Annotated in this window: 22 protein-coding genes and 1 tRNA gene; 15 read left to right on the top strand and 8 right to left on the bottom strand. The window is 55.0% G+C overall.

The annotated features are described in order from the left end of the window. Positions 1-81: 81 nt before the first annotated feature. From lpcA to ACYVGU_RS13395, 5 genes are all read right to left on the bottom strand, one after another. The gene (gene lpcA, locus ACYVGU_RS13375; RefSeq protein ID WP_460622507.1) at positions 82-672 is read right to left on the bottom strand and encodes a D-sedoheptulose 7-phosphate isomerase; all 591 of its coding nucleotides are present in this window, start codon (positions 670-672) and stop codon (positions 82-84) included. Positions 673-685: 13 nt separating this feature from the next. Next, entirely contained in the window at positions 686-1,087 is a 402-nt protein-coding gene (locus ACYVGU_RS13380) for a hypothetical protein (protein ID WP_460615153.1), read from the bottom strand. A gap of 159 nt (positions 1,088-1,246) precedes the next feature. Next, the gene (locus ACYVGU_RS13385) at positions 1,247-3,094 is read right to left on the bottom strand and encodes an ABC transporter ATP-binding protein (protein WP_460622494.1); all 1,848 of its coding nucleotides are present in this window, start codon (positions 3,092-3,094) and stop codon (positions 1,247-1,249) included. A 149-nt stretch (positions 3,095-3,243) separates the two neighbouring features. Further along, entirely contained in the window at positions 3,244-3,603 is a 360-nt protein-coding gene (locus ACYVGU_RS13390) for a hypothetical protein (RefSeq protein ID WP_460622495.1), read from the bottom strand. A 231-nt stretch (positions 3,604-3,834) separates the two neighbouring features. Continuing rightward, complete coding sequence (locus ACYVGU_RS13395) at positions 3,835-5,715, bottom strand: hypothetical protein (RefSeq protein WP_460622496.1); 1,881 nt, start codon at positions 5,713-5,715, stop codon at positions 3,835-3,837. 228 nt (positions 5,716-5,943) lie between these two features. Between ACYVGU_RS13395 and ACYVGU_RS13400 the strand changes: the two genes are divergently transcribed. From ACYVGU_RS13400 to ACYVGU_RS13410, 3 genes are all read left to right on the top strand, one after another. Further along, entirely contained in the window at positions 5,944-6,888 is a 945-nt protein-coding gene (locus tag ACYVGU_RS13400) for a GNAT family N-acetyltransferase (protein ID WP_460622497.1), read from the top strand. Beyond that, positions 6,876-7,574: a uracil phosphoribosyltransferase gene (upp, locus tag ACYVGU_RS13405; RefSeq protein WP_460615158.1), complete on the top strand. Its 699-nt coding sequence runs from the start codon at positions 6,876-6,878 to the stop codon at positions 7,572-7,574. The genes ACYVGU_RS13400 and upp overlap by 13 nt, the downstream gene beginning before the upstream one ends. A 135-nt stretch (positions 7,575-7,709) precedes the next feature. Then, positions 7,710-8,168: a hypothetical protein gene (locus tag ACYVGU_RS13410; RefSeq protein ID WP_460615159.1), complete on the top strand. Its 459-nt coding sequence runs from the start codon at positions 7,710-7,712 to the stop codon at positions 8,166-8,168. 121 nt (positions 8,169-8,289) lie between these two features. On the opposite strand, the gene ACYVGU_RS13415 is transcribed toward ACYVGU_RS13410, so the two are convergent. Then, complete coding sequence (locus tag ACYVGU_RS13415; protein ID WP_460615160.1) at positions 8,290-9,720, bottom strand: DEAD/DEAH box helicase; 1,431 nt, start codon at positions 9,718-9,720, stop codon at positions 8,290-8,292. Positions 9,721-9,978: 258 nt separating this feature from the next. Between ACYVGU_RS13415 and ACYVGU_RS13420 the strand changes: the two genes are divergently transcribed. From ACYVGU_RS13420 to ACYVGU_RS13430, 3 genes are all read left to right on the top strand, one after another. After that, positions 9,979-10,052: transfer RNA gene (locus ACYVGU_RS13420), tRNA-His, on the top strand. Positions 10,053-10,207: 155 nt separating this feature from the next. Beyond that, on the top strand, positions 10,208-11,143 hold the full coding sequence (locus ACYVGU_RS13425) for a carbohydrate kinase family protein (RefSeq protein ID WP_460615161.1): 936 nt from the start codon (positions 10,208-10,210) through the stop codon (positions 11,141-11,143). Positions 11,144-11,376: 233 nt separating this feature from the next. Further along, positions 11,377-11,655, top strand: a complete 279-nt coding sequence (locus ACYVGU_RS13430; protein WP_460615162.1) for a hypothetical protein — start codon at positions 11,377-11,379, stop codon at positions 11,653-11,655. Positions 11,656-11,736: 81 nt separating this feature from the next. Here the strand turns inward: ACYVGU_RS13430 and ACYVGU_RS13435 are convergent, their stop codons facing one another. Then, the gene (locus tag ACYVGU_RS13435; RefSeq protein ID WP_460622498.1) at positions 11,737-12,543 is read right to left on the bottom strand and encodes a hypothetical protein; all 807 of its coding nucleotides are present in this window, start codon (positions 12,541-12,543) and stop codon (positions 11,737-11,739) included. 252 nt (positions 12,544-12,795) lie between these two features. After that, positions 12,796-14,529 carry a M61 family metallopeptidase gene (locus tag ACYVGU_RS13440; protein WP_460622499.1) on the bottom strand — a complete coding sequence of 578 codons (1,734 nt, stop codon included), beginning with the start codon at positions 14,527-14,529 and terminating at the stop codon, positions 12,796-12,798. Between the two features lie 231 nt (positions 14,530-14,760). Here ACYVGU_RS13440 and rpmH point away from each other — a divergent pair, with 231 nt between their 5' ends. From rpmH to ACYVGU_RS13485, 9 genes are all read left to right on the top strand, one after another. Then, a complete protein-coding gene (gene rpmH / locus ACYVGU_RS13445; RefSeq protein ID WP_044000868.1) occupies positions 14,761-14,919 on the top strand; it encodes a 50S ribosomal protein L34 in 159 nt (52 codons plus the stop codon). A 37-nt stretch (positions 14,920-14,956) separates the two neighbouring features. Continuing rightward, positions 14,957-15,382, top strand: coding sequence for a ribonuclease P protein component (locus ACYVGU_RS13450; RefSeq protein WP_460615165.1), 426 nt, complete (start codon positions 14,957-14,959; stop codon positions 15,380-15,382). Positions 15,383-15,476: 94 nt separating this feature from the next. After that, entirely contained in the window at positions 15,477-17,186 is a 1,710-nt protein-coding gene (locus tag ACYVGU_RS13455) for a S41 family peptidase (RefSeq protein ID WP_460615166.1), read from the top strand. Positions 17,187-17,257: 71 nt separating this feature from the next. Beyond that, positions 17,258-17,758, top strand: coding sequence for a hypothetical protein (locus ACYVGU_RS13460; RefSeq protein ID WP_460615167.1), 501 nt, complete (start codon positions 17,258-17,260; stop codon positions 17,756-17,758). Between the two features lie 52 nt (positions 17,759-17,810). After that, positions 17,811-18,512: a tRNA threonylcarbamoyladenosine biosynthesis protein TsaB gene (tsaB, locus tag ACYVGU_RS13465; protein ID WP_460622500.1), complete on the top strand. Its 702-nt coding sequence runs from the start codon at positions 17,811-17,813 to the stop codon at positions 18,510-18,512. Positions 18,513-18,582: 70 nt separating this feature from the next. Further along, positions 18,583-19,101, top strand: a complete 519-nt coding sequence (locus ACYVGU_RS13470) for a DUF2480 family protein (RefSeq protein WP_460622501.1) — start codon at positions 18,583-18,585, stop codon at positions 19,099-19,101. A 178-nt stretch (positions 19,102-19,279) separates the two neighbouring features. Further along, positions 19,280-20,608 (top strand): APC family permease, encoded by a 1,329-nt coding sequence (locus ACYVGU_RS13475; RefSeq protein ID WP_460622502.1) that lies wholly within the window; start codon positions 19,280-19,282, stop codon positions 20,606-20,608. A gap of 180 nt (positions 20,609-20,788) precedes the next feature. Beyond that, a complete protein-coding gene (locus ACYVGU_RS13480; RefSeq protein WP_460622503.1) occupies positions 20,789-22,009 on the top strand; it encodes a hypothetical protein in 1,221 nt (406 codons plus the stop codon). Between the two features lie 105 nt (positions 22,010-22,114). Then, positions 22,115-23,416, top strand: a complete 1,302-nt coding sequence (locus ACYVGU_RS13485) for a serine hydrolase (RefSeq protein WP_460622504.1) — start codon at positions 22,115-22,117, stop codon at positions 23,414-23,416. Positions 23,417-23,587 lie beyond the last annotated feature (171 nt).

Genomic DNA, 23,587 nt, shown 5'->3' on the forward strand with positions numbered 1-23,587 from the left:
TCCGGAACCGGGAGCCCGATAAGTTGGCTACCCGATTTTCCGTGAAAAGGCCTTTTGCGCGCCGTTTAGAGCGTAAGAAAGCTATTTGACTAACTGCTCAATGAGCATGATCATAATGTGAATAGCTTTGATGTGAATTTCCTGAATCCTATCGGCGTAGCCGCTGTGCGGGGCTCTGATTTCCACGTCGCTGAGGCTGGCGAGCTTGCCGCCATCCTTGCCGGTTAAGCTTACTACTTTCATGCCGGCCGTTTTGGCCGCTTCGGCAGCTAGCAGAATATTGGGTGAGTTGCCGCTGGTGCTAATGGCCAGGAGTACGTCGCCTGGGCGGCCCAGGCCTTCCACGAAGCGGGCAAACACGTGGTCATAGCCGAAGTCGTTGGCTACGCAGCTCATGTGGGCCGCTTCGGTGAGAGCCAGCGCGGCTAGGGCGCGCCGGTTTTCGCGGTAGCGGCCAGTGAGTTCCTCGGCAAAGTGCTGGGCGTCGCAGAGCGAGCCGCCATTACCACAGGTCAAGATTTTTCCGCCCTGGTTTAAGGAGTCGGCCATGAGGCGGGCAGCCTGCGCAATGGCATCTAGGTTGGCCGGATTCTGTAAAAAACGGTTCAGAACAGCCTGAGCTTCGGTTAACTCGGCCTGAATCTGGTCAGTAAGCGAAAGGGAAGACACGATACAAAAGAAAATGTTAGGTCAGCGGCTGGCCGGAAGCATCGGTGGGGGGCACGCTGGAAGCCGGTGCAACGTAGCCGTCGGGGAGGGTAGTGGTACCAGTGCGTGGGGCGCCCATGGCCCGATCAGACGGCGTGCGCTGCTCCATCTGAAAATCGTAGAGGCGAGCTTTCAGCTCGTTGATTTTCGCCTCCCGAAGGGCTACTTCGCGGCGCAGCAGCACACTATCCAGGTTTTCAGTAATCAGCTGAGCTGCCATTAGTATTACGGCCGTCAGCAACAAGCCGAAATATAATGCCTGCTCAGAGCCGGCCATGCTGCTAAAGCTGCTCCGTACGGATGGCAATAGCAATACCAGCAGCGCAAGCAACAGGAATACCATTACCAAAATTGTAACCAGACGTTTGAGGGCAAGCATGATGAGAGCAGGTTGTGGTGAAAAATTCGTCAGGCACTCATACGATAGCGCCGGATAAGTGGACTAAATATAGTGTTTTGGATATGGGAAAGCGGTAATTACCACTCAGCTTATAGCGGGTAGCAGGGTTTGCTGCCCTAGGTGCTAACGTCGGTCAAGCTACACCAGCGCCGCATTCGACGTCTGCATCAGGCTCAGGCGTTTGTAGAGGCCCCGCTCGTTGCGCAGCAACTGCTCATGCGTACCGCGCTCCACAATGCGGCCGTGCTGCAGCACCACAATCTCATCGGCGTGCTGTACGGTGCTCAGGCGGTGGGCAATAACGAGCGAGGTGCGGTTCTGCATCAGCCGAGTCAGGGCTTCTTGTACCAGTTTTTCGCTTTCCGTATCGAGGGCGGAGGTGGCCTCATCCAGAATCAGGATGGGCGGATTGCGCAAGATGGCGCGCGCTATGCTCAGACGCTGCCGCTGCCCACCCGAAAGCCGGCTGCCCCGGTCCCCAATGACGGTGTGGTAGCCCTCCGGCGTAGCCGTAATAAAATCGTGGGCATTGGCAATGCGGGCGGCCTCTATCACTTCTGCTTCGGTGGCCTCGGTGTTAAAGCGGATGTTGTTGAAGATGGTATCATTAAACAGAATGCTTTCCTGCGTGACAATGCCCATCTGGTCGCGGACGGAGTGAATGGTGCACTCCCGCACATCGTGGCCATCAATGAGCAGCTGGCCGCCGGTTGGATCGTAGAAGCGGGGTAGTAAATCGGCGAGGGTGCTTTTGCCGCCGCCGCTGGGGCCCACCAGCGCCACGGTTTTGCCTTTCCTGATGGTTAGGTTGATATCCTGGAGCACGGGCGTATCGCCGTAGCCGAACTGCAGGTTGCGCAACTCGATTTGGTGCTCGAAGGGGGGGAGTGTTTTGGCGTTGGGCTTATCCCGAATCAGGGGCTCGGTATCGATAATGCTGAGCACCCGCTCGCCGGCCACTAGCCCGCGCTGAATGTTGCCAAAGGAGGCAGACAGGGCTTTGGCTGGCGTGAGTACCTGTGAAAACAAAATCACGTAGCCGATAAACGTTTCGCCGGTTAGGTTCGACTGCCCACCCAAAATCAGGGTGCCCCCAAAATACAGCAACCCTGCTACCACCGATACGCCGGCAAACTCCGAGAAGGGCGAGGCCAGGTCGCGGGTATTATCAATGGCGCGGGAAGTGCGCGCGTATTGGTCGTTCTGGTCTTCAAACTTGCCTTTGATGTAGTCTTGCGCATTAAAGGCCTTGATAACCCGAATGCCGCCCAGGGTCTCATCAATCACGGAAAGCATAGTGCCCAGGGTGCTCTGGCTTTGCTTGGCCTGCGTGCGCAGACGCTTGGCTACCGTGGCAATAATGCCACCCGAAATCGGGAGCAGAATCAAGGTAAACAGCGTCAGGGGTACGGAAATGTGAAACAGGACCGCGAAGTAGGCAATAATGGTCAGGGGCTCCTTGATAACCGCCGTCATGGTATTGACCACTGAGGTTTCCACTTCCTGCACATCGGAGGTAAAGCGCGACATCAGGTCACCTTTCCGCTCGTTGCTGAAGAAACCTAGTTGCAGCCCTACAATGCGGTGATACAAGTCGCGACGCAGGTTCCGGATAACGCGAGACCGTACCTGTGCTAGCAGCCGCAGACTTAGGTATCGAAATACATTGCTCAAGAGCACCGATACAACTACTACCACGCACACAAACGCCAAGGCTCCTAGCTTGCCTTTCGCGTTCAAGACATCGGCGAAGAAATAGTAAAACGTATCAGTCACCCACTGAATTGTTGGCTGGAATGCCGGCAACTGAGTGGGAGCTTGCAGCTTTACGGTATCCGTTTTGTCGAACAGCACCTTCAGCAGCGGAATGATGAGGGTAAAGTTGGCAATACTGAACAGGATAGTCAGGACCGTATACAGTAGGTATTGCGGCAGAAAGACAGCCCACGGGCGGGCGTATTGCAGAATGCGGAGGTAGGTCTTCATCGGAAGGCGCAAAGGTACGGCATCCGGCGGGCTAGCACAGCAACCCGCTAAACCGGGCTTATTTACTAGCCCCCTAACAAGCATAAAGGCCACGCATCGGTACTTGATGCGTGGCCTTTATGATCTATCGGTAGCCTTGGTCTTGTTTTTTACTCTGATTTGAAAACGCCTACCACCTCAATTTGCCCCATGATGTGCTTGTTGAATTCGGCTAGTTCTTCAGCCGGTACCCATAATTCATCGTGCACCGGGCCACCCACGTTCTGCACCGGGAACAGGCTAGCGTAGTCGGCCTCAATGGCAAACCGCAACACATAGCCCACGCCGTAATAAGGCACGTTCCAGTCGCGGGCAATTTGCGTGGCGTACGCCTCGTTCATTACTGGATAGAAGAATGGCTGCTCTGGTAGGCGCGGCGGAAACTCCAGCCATCCTGAAGCCGCAATCAGATCTAACTCCTGTTGATTGACTGGGCGATACAGAAGCACGGCAGCCGGTTCATGACGCATAAGGGGGTAGCGAGAAGGTATGAAAGAATGGTGCGCCATGTACCGTTGATGGTTCAGGGACCGATGGCAGTTGGTGGCACAAACCTGCGGCGGAAGGTTACCGCTTTTTCCGGTAGTTTAAAACAACTGCTTTACACGCACTAGGCTCCGCAAGCTCCCAAACCGCCTAAACGGTTGTAGGGTTTGCGGAGCCTAGTGCTGTAGCGCGCAGAACGGCAGCAGACTCTTGGGTTAAAATTCGTGGAGGCGCTGAGCAATGTTCCAGCGCAGCCCTACGGAAGCCAGCACGCCGCTGCTTTCTGTGAAGTAGGGTACCGCCTGGTTCAGGGTGCGGTTGCGGTACACCACCTTGCCATCGAGCCAGAGGTTGTGCGCCGCCTGCCAGCTGCCTGTCAGGTCGCCGTGGAATAGGTAGGAGGTAGGGCCGCTGGCAATGACAAACCCATCTTCCCGGATGTTGCCGTTGGCATCGAGGGGGCGGTTGGTGTAGGGCAGCAGCACATTCGAGCCGTAGTTCTGACCCTCGGGGTCAAGGCCTTGCTTAATGAAGAAACCCTTGGCTACCAGGTTCAGGCGGGGTAGGGGCTGGTAGCTCATAATGCCAATCAGCTCCCAGAGGTTAGCACCCATGGGGTGAGCCATAGGCTGCTGGTAGTGCTGGTAGTTGCGGTACTTATCCTGATGTTGGTAGAGGTAGGGACGGATATAGTTGAATTCACCCTGAAGATCAAGGTTTTTGATGCCGACGGCATCCACGTACTTACCGCCCAGCTGGAAGGCCTGCTTATTGGCCCAAGAGCCCTTACCGCTGAGAATATCATTGATTCTAAATTCATCCAGCATGAGCTGGCCGTAGAGCTGCACGCGGTTCTTGATGTTCCACTTGAAATCAAGGCCTAGCAATGCATTGTCCTCAGACCCGATTGCTTGCTCGACGTGCCGGTAGAAAATAACCGGGTTGAGGTATTGCAGCTCAAAACCGCGCCGGCGCTGCCTAGTTCGGGGTACTAATGCAGTGCTGTCCTTTCCGTCATGATCTACATAATCGGTGACCTCCTTATAACCGCTGAATATCACACTTTCGAACACGCCCACATTCAGGTTTGGCAGAACATCGAAGCTGAGGTGATGCATGGCCATGTATTTCCGCTCATAGGAAGCATCACGGCTGGGGTCGTCGGCCACCATCTGGGTGAACAGGTTCTGGTAATGGAACTTCCAGACGCGCGTGTTCACCTTCAGGAATAAGTAGGGCGCTGAGTAATCAGACAGAAGCAAGCTGCGGTAGCCGTTCCCGATTTGGTTGCGGTCGTGACCGAACTGCAGGCTGATGTGCTTGCTGGCCGCATATGTAAGGTAACCCCGCGCCGACAGGAAGTCGTATTGGCCACTTTGGTTTTTAAACGGTTTCCAGAAGCCTTCGTGCGGTACATTCAAGTCACGCTCAATGCGGTTCTGTACGTACAGCGGCACGGCCATCTGGTTATCGGCCAGGAAGGTATAGAAGCCCAGCCGCTCGTCAATGGTACCTTCTACCTGTACGCCGCGCGTGTTTAGAAAGGTGTAGTTCTTAGAGCCATCATTATTGCCCAATCCCAGCCCGAGCACTGGGTTTATGCGCAGCGTGAAGTCAGGCGTCTCGACGCTATACAGGTCGGAAGGACGCTGATAAAAATACTTCAGAATCGGCTTTTCGCGCTGGTTGATTTCCGTAGCCTGCTGCGTATTGTGCCAATTGTCGCGCAGCAAGTAGCGGAGGTTAAACCTATCCTGGCGCGACAGGCCCGCGGCTGAGTCCTGCAAAATGCGCTCGGCCAGCCGGGCCACGGCGGCCCGTGTGTACGGCCGCACGGAAGTGTGTGGGTCGCTCAGCGAATCGGGCCCGAGCTTGATCACATACCGGTCGATCAGCCGATAGACATCCGCATCCAAAGGCACAAAGGTGGTGCCCATGGTAGTTTTGGGCTCAGGCGCTGACTCTGGCTTTGGCGGCTCGTTGTATATGCGCCAGTTGCCCAGTCCGTCGGCGGGTGGTGTAGGGGTAGTTTGGGCTGCGGCAGTAGTAGCCAGCAGGCCCGATAGGAAGAGTGTGAGTAGGTAGGATTTTCTCATAAGCAGAGCCGTGTACGCCAAATCTGGCGCATGGGTAGGCAAACCTACGCAGATGCCACAAGATTAGGTGCTACTCCCAGCATTACCGGCGCAGTTCGCTTGTACTGAAGGGCTTTGCGGGGGCGTGTGGCCTAGTAACGCCGGTTGATGAATTATGGTGTGGCGCGTTGCCAGGTCGGGTGCGTTGCCTGGGCATCAAAAGGTGAAGCGCACTTCTACCTTTGCTGCATGCCGCTGCACCTGCTTCGCCACCATGAGCTTGATTTGGATGCCTGGGATGCCTGCGTAGCCGAAGCCCAGCAGAAGGTGCCCTACGCGCATTCGTGGTGGCTGGCGGCCACGGCTGGCCGCTGGGATGCGGTAGTGGAGCAGGACGCCGCCACGGGCCGCTACCTCTCGGTGCTACCGTTGCCAGTAAAGCGGCGCCTTTGGGGCCGAGAAGTAGTACAGCCTCACTTTACGCAGCAACTGGGGCTGTTTACTACCCCTCTAAGCCAACACAAGGACCTTTCAGAGTACTTAGCATTACTGCCCGGGCATTTCACTAGGCTGTTTCTGCAGTTGAACTCGGCCAACACCCTAGTAGCGCCGCCCGCCGGTTTTGCCGCGGCCCAGCGAGTAACATATCAGCTTAGCCTGGGCCCTGAGTATGCAGCGTTGTGGGCGGGCTACACGCCTGATTACAGGCGCCGCCTGCGCTTAAACCAACGACAAGCACAGCCATTGCAGGTTGCGGAAACGCAGCAGGCGGATGATCTGATCAGCTTGTTTCGGCAGCAGACAGGAAAAGCGGCTGGCTTACGGAGTCGTCATTACCAACAGCTGCGGCGCCTGGTGGCCGCGCTTCAGCAGCGAAGTGCTATCAGCATCTTTGAGGTGCGCCACCCTAGCACCCAGGAGCTGCTGGCCGGAGCGGTGTTTGTGCTGCACGCCGGAGGTGTCATTTACTTATTTGCGGGCGCTTCGGTGACGGGCAAAAAGATGCATGCCCCATTGCTGCTCCTCGACCACTTAATCTGGCGCTATGCCGGCACCCCTGGGAGTATTCTTGATTTTGAAGGTGGAATGATACCGTCGATTGCTCGTTTTTTCGCCAATTTCGGGGCCGCGCCCGTTCCGTACGTGGCCTTATCCTTCACCAAACGCCCCTGGTATCTGAAATGGATGCGCTGACTCCTAACCCGACTAACCCATCTGCCACCGCTGCTGACTATAGCCGCGTTCACGAGGTGTGCGCTGAGCCGTCTATTGCCAACCACTTTTTGGCGGAGCTGCGCGACGTGACCGTACAGCAGGATTCGCTGCGCTTCCGGCGCAACCTGCAGCGCCTCGGCGAAATCATTGCCTACAAAATCAGCTCCCAGCTCAGCTATACCGACCAAACCGTGCGGACGCCCCTGGGCGAGTCGAGCGGCAAGCTGCTCCACGATTTTCCGGTGCTGGCCACTGTACTGCGCGCCGGGCTGCCGTTTCACCAGGGTTTTCTGAATTATTTTGATCAGTCGCCTTCGGCATTTGCGGCCGCATACCGCATCGAGGGTACCGCCCAAGTACAAGTGCAGGTTGACTACTTATCGGCCCCTAGTCTGGATGAACGCGTCCTGATTCTGGTAGATCCCATGCTGGCTTCGGGCAAGTCGTTGGTGCAAACGTACCGGGCCATGCTGCGCTTCGGCACGCCCCGGCAAGTACATATAGCGGCCGTTATTGCCAGTCCGCAGGGCGTGGAGTACGTAACGCGCGAAGTGCCGGAAGCCACCTTGTGGGTAGCCGCCATCGACCAAGGCCTCAACGACCAAGCCTACATTGTGCCCGGCCTCGGCGACGCCGGTGACCTGTCATACGGTAGCAAACTGTAGGGTTACTAGGCTTGCGTAGCTAATCAAGTTGCTTGTTTTTCCTAAACATCTGATTTTTACGGACCAGCTGTTCTGAACCTGTTCACCTTACTGGTGCGTTCATGCACTAGCGTTTCGTTTATCTGACTTTTCATCGTGCTGCCTGCCCTGCTCAAATACGCTTCAGTTTTCGCCATTGGCATGTTCAAGTTCGTGGCCGCGCCCATTGCGGGCGTAGCAGCGGGCTTGCCAATAGGCCTGATCTGGGGCCTCTCAGTAGCCGGCATGATGACGACGGTAATTCTGATTTCCGGAATCGGGCGGGTGTGGGCATTGCATTTGCGGCGTAAGCGGGAAGAAAAGGGCAAGCCGCTTTTCAACCGCCGCAGCCGGGGCATTGTGCGCATCTACCGCCGTTTCGGGATGGTAGGCATTGCCTTTCTCACACCCATCCTGTTCAGTCCTATCGGAGGTACCGTTATTGCCACCCAGCTGCACGTACCGCGCTGGCGTATTCTGGTGCACATGCTCTGGAGCGCGGCGCTTTGGGGCATCACATTTACCCTGCTGGCCGTTAAGTTCAGCCACCTTCCCATTTTCGACCACTACCGCTAAGCGCCTTTCACTAGGCCTTCATAGCTTCTGAACCGTTTCGGTTTAAGCACGAAAACGCCCTAGTAAAACCTGCCTACACGTGGCATCGGGTTTTACTAGGGCGTTGTACTGTTGGAATGGGTTACTTGCTCCGGCGGCTACGGGCGCGGCCTTGAGCGGCGCGGAAGGCTTTAGAAGAGTGCGAAGATGCTTTGCCTTTCGACGGATTGGCTTTGCTACCCTTCTTGCTGCGGTTAGGTCCGGCCATAAACTCTTTGCCCGTGCGCTTGTCAATGGTCACGCCGGGCTTAATCCACTCTTTGCGCTCATGAAAGGCGCCCTGGAAGTTGGGGTCTTCGCGCTTGCGGCGCTCGTCCTTTTCCCGGTCCATGCCCTGTTGCTCATCGAAAGAGGTCTTGACTACCACTACCTCCGGGGGCAGGGGCAGCAGCGGAATAGGCTGCCGAATCAGTTCCTCAATTTGCTGCATGTGGTGCATTTCGGCCTCATTGGCGAAGGTGATGGCCGCACCCGTGTGCTGGGCCCGGCCCGTACGGCCAATGCGGTGCACATAGTCGTCGTACACCAGCGGCACGTCGAAGTTGATAACGTGGCTTACCTGGGGCACATCAATGCCACGGGCTGCTACATCGGTAGAAACCAGGAATCGAATTTCACCAGTCTTGAAGGCTTCCATGGCGTTGATGCGCACGTTCTGGCCTTTGTTACCATGAATAACCCGCACCTCGCCGTGGGCTTTGCGCTGCAGGAAGCTGGCTACGTTATCGGCGTGCTCCTTGGTACGCGTGAAAATCATAACGCGGTGGAACGTGTCCCAGTCCAGCATCAGGTACTCCAGTAGGTTGATCTTGGTAATCAGGTTCGGAACCTCGTACAAGGTCTGGCTCACGTTCTGAGCCGAAGTAGCGGCCGGCGTTACCTCCACGCGCACCGGAAACTCCAAAAACTCCTCGCTCAGGGTGGTCACCTTATCGGGCATAGTCGCCGAGAACAGCACGTTCTGCCGTTTGCGCGGAATCACCTCCAGAATGCGCCGGATCTGGGGCATAAAGCCCATATCCATCATCTTATCGGCCTCATCCAGCACCAACGTCTTAAGCTCTTTCAACACCAAGTCGCCGCGCAGATAAATTTCCATCAGTCGGCCCGGCGTAGCAATCAGAATATCAACGCCCTTAGCAATGGTTTCAATCTGGGTTTTGGGGCCCAGGCCCCCGTAAATGGCGAAGATGCGCAGATCGGTGTACACGGCCAGCTTCTTGATATGGGCTTCTAGCTGCATGGCCAGCTCCCGCGTGGGGGCCAGAATAAGGGCCCGCGGATGAATACCCTGGGCGTATTTCACCTTCATGAGCAGGGGCAGTCCGAACGCGGCCGTTTTGCCGGTTCCGGTCTGGGCAATGCCTAGTACATCATGGCCGGCCAGCAACAGCGGAATCGTCTGCTCCTGCACGGGGGTGGGCTGCTCAAACCCCGCTTCTGCCACGGCAGTGAGGAGTTGCTTGTTGAGCTTAAAATCGGCAAAGGAAACGGACTGCGGCGTATCGGACATGACAAAAGGGTATTACGAACCACAAAGGTACGGGGAATACCGGCGGCGGAAGTTCAAATACAAAATGGACCTAGGGAAGATACCACAGTTCGGGTAGTCATTCAAGGCGGAGAACTACGCTAGCAGAACAGCGTGCGGTTGCTAGCAAGCCGGAAACTCAGCGTGCCAGCTACTTACAGCGCTAACACAAAAAAACTCGCACATTTTTTTGCAAATCAGCGGCTGGGCGCTACTTTTGTGACTCCAATACCCAACATGGTAGATATAGCTCAGCTGGTTAGAGCGTCGGATTGTGATTCCGAAGGTCGTGGGTTCGAGCCCCATTATTTACCCATCAAGAAGGCCTCTGCTCCACAGTAGAGGCCTTTTTATTTGCTGATTGCTGCATGTCAGGCTCTTTTTCCGGCCTTTCCGGAAGGATTTGGATATTTGTGGTGTTGCAGCGGCAACAGTGTAGTGCATGAATCACCTTTTACCCCTCTGACCTATGAGTCTGGTTGTTATCGGAACCGTGGCGTTTGACGCCCTGGAAACGCCCTTCGGCAAAACCGACAAGATTGTTGGTGGCGCGGCCACGTACATCGGCCTGTCGGCCTCCTACTCCGTGAAACCTGTGAAGGTAGTAGCAGTAGTCGGCGACGACTTTGCGCAGTCTGATATTTTGTTGCTGCAAGAGCATGGCGTTGATACCGAAGGCCTGCAGATCAAGGAAGGAGAGAAGTCGTTTTTCTGGTCGGGTAAGTATGCGAACGACTTGAACTCGCGCGAGACCCTAGTAACCGAGCTGAACGTACTGGCCGATTTCGACCCGATCATCCCGGACTCTTACCAGGATTGCAAATACCTGATGCTGGGCAACCTCACGCCCCAGATTCAGCGCCTCGTGATTCAGCGCCTCATCAACCGCCCCAAGCTCATCGTGATGGACACGATGAACTTCTGGATGGATGTGGCCATGGAGGAGCTGAAAACTACCATTGAAATGGTGGATGTGCTCAGCATTAACGATGAAGAAGCCCGTCAGCTTTCCGGCCAGCACTCGTTGGTGAAAGCCGCTAAAATCATCATGGATATGGGGCCGAAGTACCTCATCATCAAAAAAGGTGAGCACGGTGCCCTGCTGTTCCACAAGAACAAGGTGTTTTATGCGCCTGCTTTGCCCCTGGAAGAAGTATTTGACCCCACCGGCGCCGGCGACACGTTTGCGGGTGGCTTCATCGGCCACCTAGCTGCAACCGACGACATCAGCTTTGAGAACATGAAGCGTGCCGTAATTCACGGCTCAGCTATGGCTTCCTTCTGCGTAGAGAAATTCGGCACCGAGCGGTTGCTGAACTTGTCGCAGGAAGAAATTGAGGCCCGCGAGCAGCAGTTTGCTGACCTGGTAGCGGTGGTTCCAGCCACCGCCGTACAGAACGTATAAGTAGTAACCGGCTTTTTATAAAACCCTGACCATAAACCGGTCAGGGTTTTTTGTGGCCAATACGGTGGCTGGTGTTGGGTGCGGCTAAGCTAAACCGTACAAGGAGGTATGGTATGGGTTTGAGGAGACAGACGACCTAGGAAGGCGCGGCGCAGGAGGTGAAGCTTCTCGCAACCTTGTGGTAGGCAAGCGGGTACAAGTGAGTAGATTTTTTCACTTAAGCACCCACCGCCATGAAAGATCAGCAAAACAAGCCTTCCGATAAAAAGCAGAATACACCTCAGGGTCCCGACGCTATGCAACCCAACGCCGCGCCCGTAGATCCGGAAACCCGCAGCCACTCTAACAGCGGTGGCACTCAGGTACAGAACAGCAACCAGAACGGCCTCGATGAAGCCGGCAACCACACCCGGAATAATGCCCCCGGTGGCGGCGACAGCGAAAAAGAGCGGACCACACAGGCGAACAAGCCCCGCCACAACCCGAATCCAAGTCAGCAAAATCAGAAGTAATTAAAGCACTAAGCAAAAAAGCCCTCCCACATCAAGTGGGAGGGCTTTTTTACGTAAGGCAGGTTTGGGAATAGATGAGGGCTAGGGAACCACCTTCAGCCGTACCACCCGGGTGTCCACATCGCCTTTATCGAAGAAGTCTTGCTCAAACAAGATGGTTTTGTTGTCGAGCCAGCGCGGTTGCGTGCAGCCCCATTCCGTTTGGCGTTCCCATAGCAAGTGGGGCGTTCCCCCATCCATCGACCATAGCTGCAGGCCACTAGGCTCAAAACGGGCCAGAACATCGGAGTTGCCGCACACAAAATGCTGGCCATCGGGCGCTATTACGGGCGGGGCCATGAGCTGCGTTCGGCGGCCAGTCCGCTGGTCTACCAGCAGGTAGTAGCCACCCTCGTATAAGTGCACCGAAACAAGCCACTGCTTTATTTCGGGCAGTGTGGCTAGGTACTCAAAAGCCACATTGCGCTCGTCTTCTACGGGGTTATTTACGAGGCGCACTTCCGCGGCGGCCGTGGGGCGCAGGCGCAAAGCCCGTCCGGTGCGTACTACCCGCGGGCCTGCCTTAATGAGGCGGCGCTTTTCTTCGGCCGCAAAATCCAGAAACGACTCTTCCTCCGCTGCCGATGCCGGGTCAGGTAGCACCCACGTGGGGCTAGGCAGCTTTTCATATACGGGCCGGGCCGCCGGATATATCCGCAGCACCCGGCCTGGCAGCTGCACTAGGGTGTCTAGGTGCTCAAGGCGGTAGATGCGCGGAGGTTTTGGCGCCGGCAAGGGCTGCACCGCAATATTTGGCCGCGGCTTTTCAGCCGGCTGCATGCGCAGCGAACAGGCTGGCATTGCCACGACCAGCGGCAACACGGCCGCCACGGTACGAAACCGAAACATGAGTAGGGTAGGCTTGATTCGAAATGCGTGACGTCTGGTGGACAGGGAGCGAAAAGGAAAATGCAGCAATAGAGTTCCGCTCTTCATGAATTTACGCGGAATTCCGAGCACAGGGGTTGTTTATTTCGCCCTGACCAGGCGCTGGGGGTATTCATTTTGGGCTGGGTTGAGAAGGAGGCTTGGTGGTGTGGGCAAGGCTAGTAACGGGCCGGCTCGGAGCGCAACGTGAAAAGGAAGATGAGGCCAGCAGTGCTAGAAATCCTGCTTGATCCACTTCTGGAAGCTGGCTTGCTGCTCTGGAGTAGTAACGGCCAGTTTCTCTACCGTCACCTTCTGCCAGAACCGATGGCCCGGGTCAGCTACCAACGGCACCGTTACCAGCCGGTTTTGGCGAAACACCGTTATTTCGTGTTGGTCGGCTCCGTCGCTGAGTAGGTTGTGCAGGTTCATATCCACCCGGCGTCCATTCACAGCCACAATCTCATCATCAACCGTCAGGCTTAAGGCCGCCGGCGAGTCAGGCAGAATGCTTAACACCTGCGTCCGCTCATTCTTGACATTGGTGCGGAAGCCATACGTACCTTCCGAAGCCGAGGCATTTTCCTCTATCTGCAACCGGCAGCCCACAAAGCCCAGCACCCGATTCAGGGGCTCTTCCAGCGGAGCTGTGCCGTAAATAAATTTATCGAAATACGCCTGCATGTCGCGCCCGGCGGTTTCCTTCACAATACGGATATAATCTTCCTCAGTGTACCCGATGCCAGTTTGACCAAACTCCTCCCAAAGGCGACGCATTACATCATCAAGGCTGCGCTGGTGGTTGGACAACTGGCGCAATGTCAAATCAAGTAGCAGCGCTACCAATGCTCCTTTATGATACACTGATACCTTCCGGTCCGGGATGCCGGGCTTGTAGCCATCCAGCCACAGGTCCATGCTGGCATCGGCTACGGAAAGGTGGTAGCGGCCGTAATCATCAAAGTGCTTGCGCAGCACCGTATTCAGCTCCTGGAAATACTGGTCAACAGTTCGAACGCCCGCACGGGCTAGTAGATACTCGCCGTAGTAGGTAGTAATGCCTTCCGCAATGAAACACGTCCGGAAGTAGTTTTCCCTGGCGTAGTCGTACGGCTGCATTTCGGCGGGCCGAATGCTTTTGATATTCCAGGCGTGAAACAGCTCGTGGCAGCTTACACCCAGCAACTCCTTATACAGCCCCTCCGTCATGAGCAACTCAGCGGGGCCTAGCGTGATAACAGTAGAGTTCAGGTGCTCTACGCCATGGTAATGAGGGTAGGGTAGAATTTGGTTGAGAAAATGATAGTCTTGGGCCGGAAAAGAGCCGAACAAGGCCAGCTGCTCAGCACTGAAGGCCCGGAAATCCTGCACCAGTTGTGCCCAGTCAACCGGGCACTCACCCTGAATCCAGATGTAGAAAGGCAGGCCGTTTACCTCGTAGTTGCGGTATTGCAGTGTAGGGCTGGCAATCAGCGGCGAGTCAGCGAGGTGGTCGAAGCTTTGGGCCTGCAGCGTGTTGGGTCCGCTTTGGGGCAGGCCGCAGGCAATCTGCCAGCCGTCGGGCAAATCCAGCGTCAGTTGGCAGGTTTCCTGCTGGCGGCCTTCCACATACATGAAGCCCTGCACCGGGTTCAGATATAGTTGCGTTTCATCCAGCCACGAGCCACCGGCGTCCATTTGGTGGGCGTAGAAGTTGTAGCGCACGCGCACCGTACGCCCGGCTGCCCCCGTTACCTGCCACCGGTCCTTGGTTACCTTCCGGGTACTAAAGGGCTGCGCGGTAGCCGCATCTTCAATCACCACGTGTTGCAGCTTCTGCGCAAAATTTTGAAGCTCATAGCGGCCTGGGCGCCACGCCGGAAGCTGTAGTTCCAGCGCCTCTGTGGCCGATGAAGCCACTTCAAAGGTCATTTGAAGCTGAACGTAGAAGGTAAGCGGGTTCTCAAACGAAACGTGGTAGTGAATCATGGAAGCGTGGGGCGGCAGAGGCCGGTAAACCTGACGTAAAGCTACGAATTTGCGGGGGCGCCCCCGTTGGTTTCCCTACGTTATTAGGCAGAAAAGCACCGAAGCCAGCGGGCCAATTTGCGGTGACCCGAAATACATTAGGCCATAAAAAGCCGCCTAAGGCATTGCCTTTTTCAAATCATACAGTTACCTTTGCCGGCCTTACCTGTCACTGAGTCACTTAACAATATCATGAAACGTACTTTTCAGCCCTCGCAGCGCAAGCGCCGCAACAAGCACGGTTTTCGCTCGCGTATGGAGACCGTTAACGGCCGTAGCGTAATCGCTCGTCGTCGTGCTAAAGGCCGCAAGCGCCTGACCGTATCCGACGAAGGTCGTCATAAGCGCTAAGCCGCTGCCGGCGCCTGTGCAGCCGCCGCTCCCGCCGATGAACACCACGCTGGGGGCGCGCTCCTACTCGTTTCCAAAAGAAGAACATCTGTGTCGTAAAAAGCTTATTGAAGAGCTTTTCGGCCGGGGTTCTTCTTTTGGTTTATACCCCCTGCGGTTGGTATGGCTACCAGCAGCGGAGTTCAGCACCGCGCCGCCGCAGGTGCTGGTGAGCGTCAGCAAGCGCAGCTTTAAGCGCGCCGTTGACCGCAATTATCTTAAGCGCCTGATGCGCGAGGCGTATCGCCTAAATAAATATAGGTTAGTAGAAGCTGCCGGTGGACACCGTATTGGGCAGTTGGCAATTATCTATTCCGGAAAGGAAAAAAAGCCTTTCACGCTGGTTGAAAAAAAATTAATTTCAGGGCTAGAGCGTTTGCTCACCGAGACCGGTGCAACTCCTGAGCGAGCTGCCGGTTCTTAGGTACAAATGGCTCGTCGTCCGGAAGGTTCACCTGAAAGTGGAACCCGGCAGCGAGGCAAACTGTAGGGTCGTTTAGTTGCTTTCAGCCCCGTTTATGCGCAAAAAATCTTTGGTAGCTACTGCCTTGCTAGGTGGGGCTGCTCTACTCGTATCGTTCCGCTCGGCTAGTGATAATGAGCGGTATTTCGAAATAGCCAAGAACCTCGACATTTTCGCTACCCTGTTCAAGGAAGTGAATACGTATTACGTAGACGAGGTGCCGCCCGCAAAAATGGTGAAGACGGGTATTGATGCGATGCTCAAGTCGCTGGACCCCTACACCAATTACATTCCCGAAGACGATATCGAGGATTTTCGCACGCTCACGACGGGGCAGTACGGTGGCATTGGCGCGGTAGTAGTGAAGCGCAACAGCCGTACGGTAGTGCAATCGGCATATGAGGGCTACCCAGCTCAGAAGGCCGGACTCCTACCCGGCGACGAAATACTGAGCATTAATGGCGTTGCGGTTGATAAAAAAACCAACGCTGACATTAGCAAGCTGCTGAAAGGCCAGGCCAACTCTCAGGTAAAGCTGATGGTAACGCGCTACGGCCAGGATGCGCCCGTTGAAATTAACATCACCCGCGACAAGATTCAGGTAGATAACGTGCCCTATTACGGCATGCTGACGCCCGAAATTGGCTACTTTCAGCTCTCAGGCTTTACGGTAGATGCCGGCAAGGAAGTACGGCTGGCCGTGGCCAAACTCAAGGAGCAAGGCGCCAAAAAGCTGGTGTTCGATATTCGGGACAACCCCGGCGGACTGCTCAACGAAGCCGTAAATATCTCCAACCTGTTCGTGGACAAGGGCAAGGATATCGTGAGCACCAAAGGCAAAGTTTCCGACTGGAACAAGACCTATAAGGCTCTGGACGCTCCCTTGGACACTCAGATTCCGATGGTGGTTATCACCAGCAACCGTTCTGCTTCTGCCTCTGAAATTGTGTCGGGTGTGCTACAGGACTACGACCGGGCCGTGCTGGTGGGAGAGCGGACGTTTGGGAAAGGCCTTGTGCAGGCTACCCGTCCGCTGAGCTACAACTCCCAGCTGAAAGTAACCACTGCTAAGTATTACATTCCGAGCGGACGCTGCATTCAGGAAATAGATTACACGCACCGCGCCGATGATGGCACCCTAGGCAAAGTGCCCGACTCATTGCGTACGGCTTTCAAAACGTTGGCTGGCCGCACTGTATTCGATGGGGGAGGAGTAGCACCTGACGTAGAGGTGCAGGACCGGGAAATTGCCGACGTTACTCGCGTGATTTTGCAGAAGAGCTACCTCTTCGACTATGCTACCCGGTACCGGGCTGAGCACCCAACCATTGCCGCTGCCCGGCAATTCAAGCTCACGGAAGCCGACTACCAGAAATTTGTTGATTACCTCAAGGGTAAGGACATCAACTACAGCACCGACGCCGAAAAAGCGCTAGCCGACCTCTCTAAGAAAGTGAAGGAAGAAAAGCACTACGACGATGTAAAGGCTGAACTGGAAGCCATGCGTAAAAAGGTAACCACTAACAAAGCCAACGACCTGATGCGCTTCAAGCCCGAAATTAAGGAGCTGCTGGAGCAGGAAATCGTGTCGCGCTATTATTTCCAGAAGGGAAGCGTAGAAGCTAGCTTCGATGACGACCCCAACATCCTGATGGCCATGAACGTGCTCAACGACCAGTCGCGCTATGCCGCTTTGCTCAAGCCGGGCACTGTAGAAGCCAAGACGCGCCCGGAAGCGAAACGCAGCACCGCCGGCGGTAAGTAGGATCCCTAGTATTGAAAACATAGAAAGCAGCCTCATCTTCGGGCTGCTTTTTCTGTTTAACCTGGGTTTAGATGAGTGATTTTATACTGCGTGCGAAGCATTGGCAAGTTTTCCTGATGACAGTGGTAGCATTGTTTTTGACGAATTTCACCATCGAGGACTCTGCATTGCTTACAGGGATAGTCGGTGCTATAGGTTACTGCCTTTACTTCGTTTGGTTTGCTGTAATGGGTAATACTCTGTTTTCGCATATGCCGCGTGAAATAGAATATAGCCTGACGTGGTTTTTGATCAATATATTCCTGGTTGCTGTTAGTTGTGCTTCTTCAGCAATTCTGATGGGAAATCATACTTATCATGCACAAGGTGTAGAAGCACTTCCCGGTTTCTACTTTTTCTTCGCCATGATACATGTACCTTGGTTTCTCGCCGTATCTCTTGTTGCTATTGAAAAAAAACGCAAACCTGAGTTCGGATTTTATTTCGGCACTCTGATATTGTTCTTATTCTGGCCTATTGGTTTGTGGTTTATTCAGCCACGCTTGAATAAGGTGTGGAGGCAGCAGCAGTGAGAAAATTACGCAGTAGAAAGTAGCTTCTGCGTGGCAGCCGTACCTTTGCCCCATGCCCACACTGCTACTTTCCCTCGAAACGTCTTCGCCTGTCTGCTCCGTTGCCCTGCACCGTATTGATACCGGAAAACTAGTGGGCCAGTCGGAGTTGCGGCTGGAGAAGTCGCACTCTTCGCACCTGAGCGTGCTAGTACATCAGCTACTCGAAAACAGCTTGCATACGCTACCGGACCTAGCGGCAGTTGCCGTTTCAGATGGGCCGGGCTCGTACACGGGGTTGCGCATTGGGGCTGCCGCCGCGAAAGGCTTGTGTTATGCGCTGGATATTCCGCTACTAGCTATAAGTACGCTGCAAAGCCTCGCTCACCAAGTAGCTGCCGTTACGGCGCGGCCGGAGCAGTTTCTGTTTTGCCCCATGCTGGATGCTCGCCGGATGGAAGTATACGCTGGCCTCTACCGCCACGACGGCACTGAAGTGCTAGCTCCCACGCCCCTGCTTTTAGATGAGCACACCTTGGCCGAACAATTGGCCCACCACTCGGTGTTATTCTTTGGAAACGGAGCAGCAAAGTTTCAGCCTTTGGTAAACGCATCTGCTCAAGCAGGCTTTCTTGCTGGTATTGAGCCCTCGGCCGTATCAGTAGGGGCGCTGGCGTTGGGTGCGTATGAGCGGCAGGAGTTCCGCAGCGTAGCGTACTACGAGCCATTCTACCTCAAGGAAGTATACACAACTACTCCCAAACCAAGAACCTAATGCATGCGGGCTAGAGCATTGATTCGTCTGCTCATCTTTTACGCCTCAAGCTTTTTACTGCTACTTCATCATGGAAGAATTTGTTAACCGCGTAGCGCAAAGCGCCCTTACCACACTTAACCTAGAGGATTTTATCCATCCGGGCGAGCGGGTAGTGTACGATATCAAGGAAAACTTGTTCCACGGCCTGATGCTGCGTGAGAAGGATTTCCGCGAATTCATTAAAACCCACGACTGGAGCCAGTATGATGGCAAGAACGTGGCCATCATCTGCTCGGCCGATGCTATTGTGCCTACCTGGGCCTATATGCTGCTGGCCAGTAAGCTGCAAAACCATGCCCATCGGTACACCTTTGGTAGCCTAGAAGCGCTGGAGCAAGAGCTGTTTCATGAAGCCATTGCTGCCATTGACCCGAAGCAGTATCAGGATGCTAAGCTGGTAGTAAAAGGCTGTGGCGACAAACCCGTGCCTACCTACGCATATGTGGCCATTATGCAAAAGCTACTCCCCGTTGCGAGCAGCATTATGTATGGCGAGCCATGCAGCACCGTGCCGCTGTACAAGCGTCCTAAAGTGGTGCAGGTGTAAACACCTATAGTAACACTTCCGGCTTTTGGCATGCCTAGGGCCGCGAAAGAGCCTTATCGGGAAGAGCGGTCTGTCAGAAATCTGATGGGTTTGCTTTGCCCGGTGAGGCTCTTTGCATGAGAGGAAGGCTAGTATTGCAGGCAATAGCTGCATCTTTAGCACTCAATACTTCTTCCGCATGGCTCAAACTTCTGCTTCTACCTACAAAATCAGCGTTCTGGCGGGCATTGCCATTGTGGTGGCCAATATGGTGGGAACAGGAGTTTTCACCAGCCTCGGATTTCAGGTAGTAAGCATTCAGAGCGGTTTTGCGCTGCTTATGCTATGGGCTGTTGGAGGCCTTATTGCGTTGTGTGGCGCCTTGAGCTACGGCGAGCTAGCTGCTGCTATGCCCCGCTCGGGTGGAGAATACCATTACCTATCCCAGATTTATCATCCGGCTGTTGGGTTTTTATCGGGCTGGGTATCGGCTACGGTGGGGTTTGCGGCTCCCACGGCCCTAGCTGCCATGGCGCTGGGGCGCTATGCCCAGAGCGTGTGGCCAACTGTTTCGGCGCCGGCATTATCGGTTGCCGTGGTAGTGGCGCTGGCCGTGGTGCACTCTACCAATCGGCTGGTTGGAAGCCGGGTGCAGGTGGTTATAACCGGTATTAAAGTAGCCGTGTTGGTGGCTTTCGTGGGGGCTGGTCTGGTGGTGGCTACTCCGCAACCGTTATCTTTTCTGCCCCACGCCACCTCCGACTGGCAACAGCTCCTCAGCCCTGCCTTTGCGGTTTCGTTGGTGTATGTGTCGTATGCTTACTCGGGCTGGAATGCAGCGGTGTACCTCACGGGTGAGGTGGCGCGGCCCCAACAAAACCTGCCACGCATCCTGCTGACGGGCACGGCCATCGTACTCTTATTATATATAGCGCTCAACTTCGTCTTTCTGTATTCAACGCCTCTTCCTAAACTGGCTGGTCAGGTAGAAGTGGGCTTTGTGGTAGCTTCTGAGCTGTTCGGCTCGGCGGCCGGTCGGCTAATGGGCGGCGCCATTGCCGTATTGCTCGTCTCCACGGTCAGCTCCATGGTTTTCGCGGGGCCACGTATTGTGCAGGTAATGGGCGAGGACTTGCCGGCCTTGCGGCCCCTAGCGCACCGTAGCTCCAAGGGTATTCCGGTGCGGGCTACCATCTTTCAAACGCTACTTACCCTCGTGTTTATCCTGACGGCTACGTTCGAGCAGGTATTGCTGTACGCGGGATTTGTGCTAAGCCTGTTCACATTCCTGACGGTGCTAGGACTGTTTGTGCTGCGCTTACGCCGGCCCGATCTGCCGCGCCCTTACCGCGCCTGGGGCTACCCCATCACCCCTCTGCTGTTTTTACTGCTGAATGGCTGGACGCTCCGGTTTATTGCCCAAGACAAGCCACTCGAAACGCTGTATGGCTTGGGCACGCTGGCGTTGGGGCTGGTAGTGTATTTTGTTAGTCAGTACGTTTTCCGACGGCCTCGCGCAGCCGCGTAGCCGCACTTCAGGGTAGTTGGTACCCTAGTATATAGTCGCCCGGTGTTCTGCATTTGATGTCGCTCAGTGGCTTTGCTTGAAACGATGCCCTAGTCACGGAATTCTGCTGCCACCAGCCCGAAGCACTCGCATCATCCGGATAGGTGCTTACTTTCGCCTCTTCTCAACTCTAAAATAGATATGCGTTTTTCTGCTGTCCGGTTTCTGTTGCCGGCTCTGGTTGCCTGCTTGGCCTCCTGCTCCGAGTCTTCCACGAAAACTGAAAAGCCTGCGGCAACCGCTCCAGCCGCCCCTACAGATTCACTAGGCACCGCGCCTGCCCCAACCCCCAAAGCCGAGGTTGCGGCAGATACGTCCACTACCCAGGCGGTAGCCGCATACCTCGCCGGCCTTCCTTCCAGCCATAAAAGCGTACAGGAGCTTACGGCCCAGCCCGCTTGGCAAGCGTACGCCACCGACGCGGACAAAAGCTGGACTACCTACCATAGCAGCCGGACCGCTAAAATTGAAAGTTGGGCGCAATCGGAGCTTGCCGCTGTGCAGAAGGCTAGTCCGGTTATTTTCTACCCGTTCAGTGGGCCCGATTTCCTGAATGCTACCACCATGTTTCCGGAAAGCAGTACATATGTGCTGATTGGATTGGAGCCAGTGGGCACGTTGCCGTCTCAGGCAGCCCTCGCCAATCCGAAGTTGTTCACGGAACTGAAGGGCTCACTCTGGTCGGTGCTGAACTTCAGCTTCTTCCGGACCAATGATATGGCCGTTAACCTCAAATCAGTGGAGCTAGATGGCGCCTTGCCACTCCTGATGCTGTTTGCGGCGCGCACCAACCATCAGGTCGCCGCGGTGCGTTACGTGCAGCTCTCACTGGCCGGCGAAATCCTCGATGCCGATACGGCCCTCATTCGCAAGCCGGGCCCAAAAGTGATTCCGGGGGTTGAGCTGAAGCTGAAAACCAAGGAAGGCCAGGAAAAGAAGCTGGTGTATTTCTCTGCTGACCTTAGCGACTGGAAGCTGGGCACCACCAAAGAAGCGGCGCTTACCTACGTGCGCAACCTCGGCCCCCTGACTACCTATGTCAAGTCGGCTACTTATCTCATGCACAAGCCTTACTTCAGCAAAGTCCGCAACCTGATTCTGGAACGCAGCAACTACGTGTTGCAAGATGACTCGGGTATTGCCATGAAATACTTCCAGCCCACCGATTGGCAGTTTACGTTTTACGGCACCTATAAGCGCCCCATCAATCTGTTCGCCAAGTTCTATCAACCTGCCCTCACCACAGCCTACCTCGATTCAGTGAGCAAACCCCGACCTCTTCCCTTCGGCACCGGCTACAACTGGCGGCAGAATGACTCTAACCTATTGCTGGCCCAGCGCGCTAGCCTGCTACAAGAGTAATTGTTGGTGTTGGCTACCACAAGCTAATAGTAGCTGCCCTTTTGTAACAAAGACTTCACGCGTGCAGAAAGGGTAGGGGAGAGGCGATTTTGCTACCTTATTAGTATGAAGCGAAAAGCCTTCCTGTATTTGCTAGGGGCACTACTGCTCGGAACCGGTCTTACCAGCTTACGGTTCCGGACACAAGATCCACTTCCCTTGAGTCGGCGGGTTCCCAATAGCCCTTTGCTTGATAGCCTGCTTCGCAGCGACCCAAAGCTTCTGCCAGTAGCAACGCGGGCCGCTACCTACGAGCTGCAAATCATCTATACCCAAATCAACCGCGATGCGCAGCAACAGCCGCATTTCGTGCAGCATGATTTTCGCCTCGATGCGCGTCAGTACTTCAATCCGGCCAGTCTAATTAAGCTGCCAGTTGCCGCATTAGCCCTCGAAAAGCTAAATACGCTACGTCGGCCTGGCCTTACCCGCCGCTCGCCTATGGCTACTGGAGTAGCGTTTCGATGCCAGACGGCCGCACCCTACATCATGTCCGCCGACTCCGATCGAATAAACACCGTCGGTAATTATATCAAGCGGATGTTGCTGGTCAGCGACAACCAAGCCTACAACCGGCTGTATGAGTTTCTAGGCCAGCGGCCCCTCAATGAACGCCTCAGCTCCCTAGGGTATCCCGATGCTCGAATCGTGCGCCGTTTCGCTCCCTGCGACACAGGAGCTAACCGCTACACTAATCCCATAGAATTCCGGAACCCGACCAGTGGCCTTGTATGCTATCAGCAACCTGCTGCCGTAAACTCAAAGCCCTTTTCATTTCCGCTAGGTCCCATCCGGAAGGGAAAGGCCCACCAAGCAGGTGGGCGCATAGTGCCAAGCCCCTATGACTTCACTACGGCTAACTACCTACCGCTGCAGAATAGCACCGATATGCTCAAAGCTGTTCTCTTCCCGGAGTCTGTAGGCTCAGAGAAGCGCTTCTCTCTTACGCCCGATGACTATGCCTTTCTCCGCTATTACCTTCGGAATACGCCTCACAGTGCTGGTTACGCCCTGTATACCTCATCTCGCTACTTTGATGCGTATAAAAAGTATCTCTATTATGGCCGTAACCCGAAGAGCGCTACATCATCCAGCCTCTATATATATAATGTAGTAGGCATGTCGCACGGGTACCTGGCCGATGTAGCCTATTTCGCTGACCCGCAACACGGCACAGAATTCATGCTCAGCGCTGTGCTGTATGTCAACAGCGACAACATCATCAATGACGGAGTATACGAATACGAATCTGTCGGAATGCCCTTTCTAGCAGCTCTGGGCAGAGTAGTATACCACTATGAGTTGCAACGGCCGCGCACCATTTCTCCTATTCTATCAGAAGTACTGGCTCCAGAAGCAATAAAGTAAGATTTGGCTTTAGATAATTTACTGTAGTAACTGCCTGATCAACTGATGAAAATGTAAAGTATGAGTATAGTGTAAGGTGGCCTTAAACGAAAAAGGTGGGGCGTGGGTTTGGAAGTTAACTTTCGACCGTGCACTTTTGCACTCCCAAACCGGAACGCGGCAGGGGTTCAG

The sequence above is a fragment of the Hymenobacter tenuis genome (genome assembly GCF_054780495.1).